Source organism: Bacillus sp. AFS098217 (assembly GCF_002551815.1).
In the GTDB taxonomy this organism is placed as follows: Bacteria; Bacillota; Bacilli; order Bacillales; family Bacillaceae_G; genus Bacillus_A.
Genome location: NZ_NVPR01000123.1, coordinates 1 through 812, shown reverse-complemented (window position 1 = coordinate 812; position 812 = coordinate 1). Strand labels below are relative to the sequence as shown.

Below are 812 nucleotides of genomic sequence, written 5' to 3'. Positions count from 1 at the left end.
TAAGCGGTTATGACATCACAAATACAAAAGTAGGTCAAACAACAGTAGAAGGAACAAAAACGTGGAAAGACGACAATGCGACAGATCGTCCGAAAACAATCAAAGTAGATTTATTGCAAAATGGTCAAGTGATCAACACACAAGACGTAACAGCAACAAATGGTTGGAAATATGAATTCAAAGATTTAGCGGCATATGATGCGAATGGCGCTGCATACAAGTATGAAGTGAAAGAACAACCAGTAGCAGGATATCAATCTAGCATAAGCGGTTATGACATCACAAATACAAAAGTAGGTCAAACAACAGTAGAAGGAACAAAAACGTGGAAAGACGACAATGCGACAGATCGTCCGGACAAGATTCAAGTAGACTTACTACAAAATGGTCAAGTGATCAACACACAAGACGTAACAGAGGCAAGTGGTTGGAAATATACATTTGCAGATTTAGCACAATATGATGCAAATGGTGTTGCCTATACGTATACAGTAAAAGAAAAACCGGTAGCGGGATACAAATCGGAAGTAAATGGCTATAACATTACAAACACAAAAGTAGCGAAATTAACAGTAGAAGGAACGAAGACGTGGAAAGACGGAAATGCGACAGACCGTCCAGCAATGATCAAAGTAGACTTACTACAAAATGGAAATGTAATCCAAACACAAGACGTATTAGCAGTAATGGGTTGGAAATATATATTCGCAGATTTAGAAACATATGATGCGAATGGAGTAGCCTATCAGTATGAAGTGAAGGAACGTCCAGTAGCAGGGTATCAATCTAGCGTAAGCGGTTATGACATCACA

At 38.8% G+C, this 812-nt stretch carries 1 protein-coding gene; it reads left to right on the top strand.

Annotated features, from left to right (window positions below):
* Positions 1 to 812, top strand: an 812-nt coding sequence (locus COO03_RS23340; RefSeq protein ID WP_257132054.1) for a Cna B-type domain-containing protein, incomplete at both ends; no start/stop codon positions are given.